Here is a 4,877-nt window from a genome sequence, read left to right on the forward strand (position 1 = left end):
CCGCGCAGCCTGATCGCGATCGCCAACCATTTTCGCGGCACGCAGGTGCTGTCGCGGCCCGAGGCCGGCATCCAACTTGCGGCGCGCGACCTGCCCGACCTTGCCGACATCAAGGGCCAGGAGAGTGCCAAGCGGGCGCTGGAAGTGGCGGCGGCCGGCGGTCACAATCTGCTGATGGTCGGACCTCCAGGTTCTGGAAAATCGATGCTGGCGCAGCGGCTGCCGTCGATCCTGCCGCCGCTGGCGCCGAAGGAACTTTTGGAAGTCTCGATGATAGCCTCGGTGGCGGGGGAGCTCGGCGAGGGCAAGCTCACCGACCGGCGGCCGTTCCGCGCCCCGCATCATTCGGCCTCGATGGCGGCGATGGTGGGCGGCGGCTTGCGGGCGCGGCCCGGCGAGGTCTCGCTCGCGCATCACGGCGTCTTGTTCCTCGACGAATTGCCGGAATTCACGCCGCAGACGCTGGATGCGCTGCGCCAGCCGCTGGAGACCGGCGACTGCGTGATCGCGCGCGCCAACCACCGCGTCACCTATCCGGCGCGCATTCAGCTCATCGCGGCGATGAACCCGTGCCGCTGCGGCATGTCGGGCGAGCCCGGCTATCGCTGCCTGCGCGGCGAGCGCTGCCGCACCGATTACCAGGCGCGCATCTCAGGCCCGCTGCTCGACCGCATCGACCTCAGGATCGAGGTGCCGGCGGTCTCCGCCAGCGACCTGATCCGGCCCGACAAGGCCGAGGCCAGCGCTTCGGTGGCGCAGCGCGTGGCGCGCGCCCGCGCGATCCAGCGCGAGCGGCTCGAACGGCTTGGCGCCGCCAGCGCCACGACCAACGCGCATTGCCCGCCCGCGATCATCGAGGCGATCGCAAGGCCGGATAGCGCGGGCCTGACGCTGCTGAAGGACGCCAGCGAGAAGCTCGCCTTTTCGGCGCGGGCCTATCACCGAGTGCTGAAAGTGGCGCGCACGCTGGCCGACCTCGACGCCAGCGAGACCGTTGGGCGCATCCATCTCGCCGAGGCGATTTCCTACCGGATGAGCGCGGAGCGCATGGCGCAGGCCGCGTAGAGCCGCCGGATGCCGCGCGTAGGCAAAACATATAGGCTAGTGCCGAAGTGAACCTTTTGGAGGGATGACGGGCATGTTCAGGAAGGGGATTGCCGTAACCGCCGCCGCGGCCTTGCTGCTGGGCAGTGTCCTGCACGCTTCGGCCGCAGGTCAAGGAGGACCTGGCGCACGGAACCAAGTCGCAAAACAAGGCACTCGAAACCATAAGGTCAAACAGGGCGCACGAAAGCCTGCCGTGAAGCCAGGCCGGAAGAGCAGGAAGCCCGCTGCATCTCAGCTTGCGGTGCCCAACAGCAACAACGGCAACGTTGCGGTGGGCGGGCCCTATGTCGGTTTGAAATACATCGGAAACGTTCCATGACGGGCCGCTGCCGTTCAGGCGATCAGCCAGCGGCTACCGCGCCTTCAGCTCCAGCCGCCGTCTATGCAGCACCGGCTCCGTATATCCGTTCGGCTGGACTGTGCCCTTGAACACCAGGTCGCAGGCGGCCTGGAACGCGATGGAATTGTCGAAGTCGGCCGCCATCGGCCGGTAGAGCGGGTCGCCGACATTCTGCAGGTCGACGATCGCCGCCATGCGCTGCAGCGAATCCCGCACCTGAATTTCCGAGCACACCTTGTGGCGCAGCCAGTTGGCGATGTGCTGCGAAGAGATGCGCAGCGTGGCGCGGTCCTCCATCAGGCCGACGTCGTTGATGTCCGGCACTTTCGAGCAGCCGACGCCCTGGTCGATCCAGCGCACGACATAGCCCAGAATGCCTTGCGAATTGTTGTCGAGCTCGCGCTGGATCTCGTCGGGCGTCCAATTCGGCCGCACCGCCACCGGAACCGAGAGGATATCGTCGAGCCTGGCCTTCGGCCGGCTCTTCAGCGCCGCCTGCACGGCATGCACGTCGACCTTGTGATAATGCGTGGCATGCAATGTCGCCGCCGTCGGCGACGGCACCCAGGCGGTGTTGGCGCCTGCTTTCGGATGGGCGATCTTCTGTTCCAGCATCGCCGCCATCAGGTCGGGCATCGCCCACATGCCCTTGCCGATCTGGGCATGGCCGGCAAGCCCGCACTCCAGTCCGGTGTCGACATTCCAGGCCTCGTAGGCAGAAATCCACGCGGCTTGCTTCATGTCGCCCTTGCGGATCATCGGGCCGGCTTCCATCGAGGTGTGGATCTCGTCGCCGGTGCGGTCGAGGAAGCCGGTGTTGATGAACACGACGCGCTCGCGCGCAGCGCGGATCGCCTCCTTGAGGTTGACGGTGGTGCGCCGCTCCTCGTCCATGATGCCCATCTTGATGGTGTTTTTGGCCATGCCGAGCAGGGCCTCGACGCGGTCGAAGATCTCGACGGCGTAGGCGACTTCCTCCGGCCCGTGCATCTTCGGCTTCACCACATACATTGAGCCGGCGCGGGAATTGGCGCGGCGGCCGTTCGGCCCGACATCGTGCAGCGCGATCAGCGCGGTGATCGCGGCGTCCATGATGCCTTCCGGCACCTCATTGCCGTCGCGGTCGAGAATGGCCGGGTTGGTCATCAGGTGGCCGACGTTCCTGACCAGCATCAGCGAGCGGCCGGGCAGCGTCAGCGCGCCGCCGGAGGGCGCGGTGTAGGTGCGGTCGGGGTTGAGCTTGCGCACGAAGCTCTTGCCGCCCTTGCTGATCTCTTCGGCGAGATCGCCCTTCATCAGGCCGAGCCAGTTGCGGTAGACCACGACCTTGTCCTCGGCATCGACCGCGGCGACCGAATCCTCGCAGTCCTGGATGGTGGTCAGCGCCGATTCCAGGATGACATCGGCGATCCCCGCCGGATCGGTGCGGCCGATCTGGTTGGCGCGGTCGATGCGGATCTCGATATGCAGGCCGTTCCTGACCAGCAGCACGGCTTGCGGGTTGGCGGCATCGCCGCGATAGCCGGCGAATTGCCTGGGATCGGCAAGTGTCGTGACACCGGCGCCCTCGCCCAGCCGCAGCATGCCGTTGACAAACGAAAGCCCGTTGACCCCGGCCCATTTGCCAGAGGTCAGCGGCACCGACTGGTCAAGGAAATCCTTGGCCCAGGCGATGACCTTGGCGCCGCGCGCCGGGTTAAAACCCTTGCCCTTCTCGGCGCCGCCGGTCTCGGGAATGGCGTCGGTGCCGTAGAGCGCGTCGTAGAGCGAACCCCAGCGGGCGTTCGCCGCATTCAGCGCATAGCGCGCATTCATCACCGGCACGACCAGCTGCGGCCCGGCGACGACGGCGATCTCGGGATCGACATTGTCGGTCGAGACGCTGAAGGCCGGCCCTTCCGGCACCAGATAGCCGATCTCCTCCAGAAAGGCCCTGTAGGTGCTCATGTCGAGCGGCGCGCCGTTTTGGCGGTACCAGGCGTCGAGTTTTTCCTGCATGGCGTCGCGCTTGGCGAGCAGCGCCCGGTTCTTCGGCGCGAGGTCGTGGACAATGGCGGAAAAGCCGTTCCAGAATTTTTCCGCGTCAATGCCGGTGCCGGGTGCTGCCTCGGCCGCCACGAAGTCGTGCAGCTCGCGGGCGATCTGCAACCCGGCGGTCTCGATGCGGTCGGTCATCAGGGCTTCTCCAGATGAAAGGCTTTGCGGCCTTTGGCATGTCAGGGGTGAAGGGTCAATTCAGCTTAGGGTGAAGGCGGGGAGAATTGCCGTCGGCGAGGCTGCTGATCTCCCCCCTCGAGGGGGAGATGGCCGGCAGGCCAGAGGGGGTTGGTGCGACTGGACGCGACGCTCTTGCTGCAACCGAAGCGTTAGCGCTCTACGCGCGGCGACCCCCTCTGTCGCCTTCGGCGACATCTCCCCCTCAAGGGGGAGATTGCCACTAAACCGCGATCCTTGGCCGTCCCGATGCCACCGCCACCACATGCGCCTCGATGAACATGCGCTGGCTTTCGACAGTCGAGACCTTGAGCTCGGTGGCGACGTCGATCTCGGCATTGTCGGTGCCGGCATCTTTCGCGCGCTCGGCGACGATGGCGCGGACATCGGCCTCGGCCGCGGCGAGCGCCGCTGCCTCGTCGGTGAAGTCGCGCACCGTCTGGCCCGAGGCGAGGCGGAACAGCCCTTCCTTCGGCTGGCTGATGCGGGCTTCGGCGGAGACGCGGACCTGGCCGACGACGGCGCCGAGCGCGTTGGCGACGTCGGTATCGTCGGGCACGACGCAGCCATTGCCGACCAGCCGCGGCAGGCCGGCATAATGCAGCGGCGCCGAGGCGCCGAGGCCGATGACCGGACGGTCGAGCGCCACGCTGAGGCGGGCGATGCCGGGATGGGCATCGACGGCGCGCTGCACCAGCGCATGCGCGACGGCGGCGGCGCCATCCAGCCCGTCCTCGGTGAAGGCGGTTTCGAGAATGTATTCGGCCGACCAGCGGGTCAGCGTCACCAGCACACGTTCGGAAATCGCCTCCGGCGTCGCCGCGATGGCCTGGCCGCGGCCGTCGCGCTTGCGGGCGAACAGCTCGGCGCCGAGGCGTGCGGTGGCGGCGTGCCAGTTGGCCTGCTTGCCGAGCACATGGGCGGCATCCGACGGCGTGAAGCCGCAAATGTGCACCAGGCCGCGCGCCACCAGCCGGTTCAGCGTCGCGTTCTGGGCGTTCGAGGTCAGCAGCCTGTCGAGCGCCAGCGGCGTAGCCCCGATCGCCTCGTAGAGTTTTGCCTCCGGCGCGGTGAGGCCGGCGGCAAGCCGGTCCGGCACGCCGGTGCGCACCGCGAAGCGGCCATCCATGCGGCCGGGATTCGGCGCCCGCAGTTGCCGCTCCAGCTCCGATGTCACCGCCTCGCCATGCGCCAGGCCCGCCAGCGCCAGCGGCAC

The 4,877-nt window shown here is 67.6% G+C and carries 2 protein-coding genes and 1 pseudogene; 1 reads left to right on the forward strand and 2 read right to left on the reverse strand.

The genetic code is table 11. From position 1 onward, the window contains the following. The coding region (locus EN781_RS25790; RefSeq protein ID WP_145965622.1) for a YifB family Mg chelatase-like AAA ATPase at nt 1-1,065 on the forward strand (1,065 nt) is incomplete at its 5' end. A gap of 394 nt (nt 1,066-1,459) precedes the next feature. Here the strand turns inward: EN781_RS25790 and EN781_RS25795 are convergent. After that, the gene (locus EN781_RS25795) at nt 1,460-3,622 is read right to left on the reverse strand and encodes a malate synthase G (protein WP_126057233.1); all 2,163 of its coding nucleotides are present in this window, start codon (nt 3,620-3,622) and stop codon (nt 1,460-1,462) included. Nucleotides 3,623-3,884: 262 nt separating this feature from the next. Further along, nucleotides 3,885-4,877, reverse strand: a pseudogene (locus EN781_RS25800) (hydantoinase/oxoprolinase family protein); the annotation flags it as partial.

Origin of the sequence: Mesorhizobium sp. M4A.F.Ca.ET.090.04.2.1 (assembly GCF_003999085.1) — a bacterium.
Classification (GTDB): Bacteria; Pseudomonadota; Alphaproteobacteria; order Rhizobiales; family Rhizobiaceae; genus Mesorhizobium.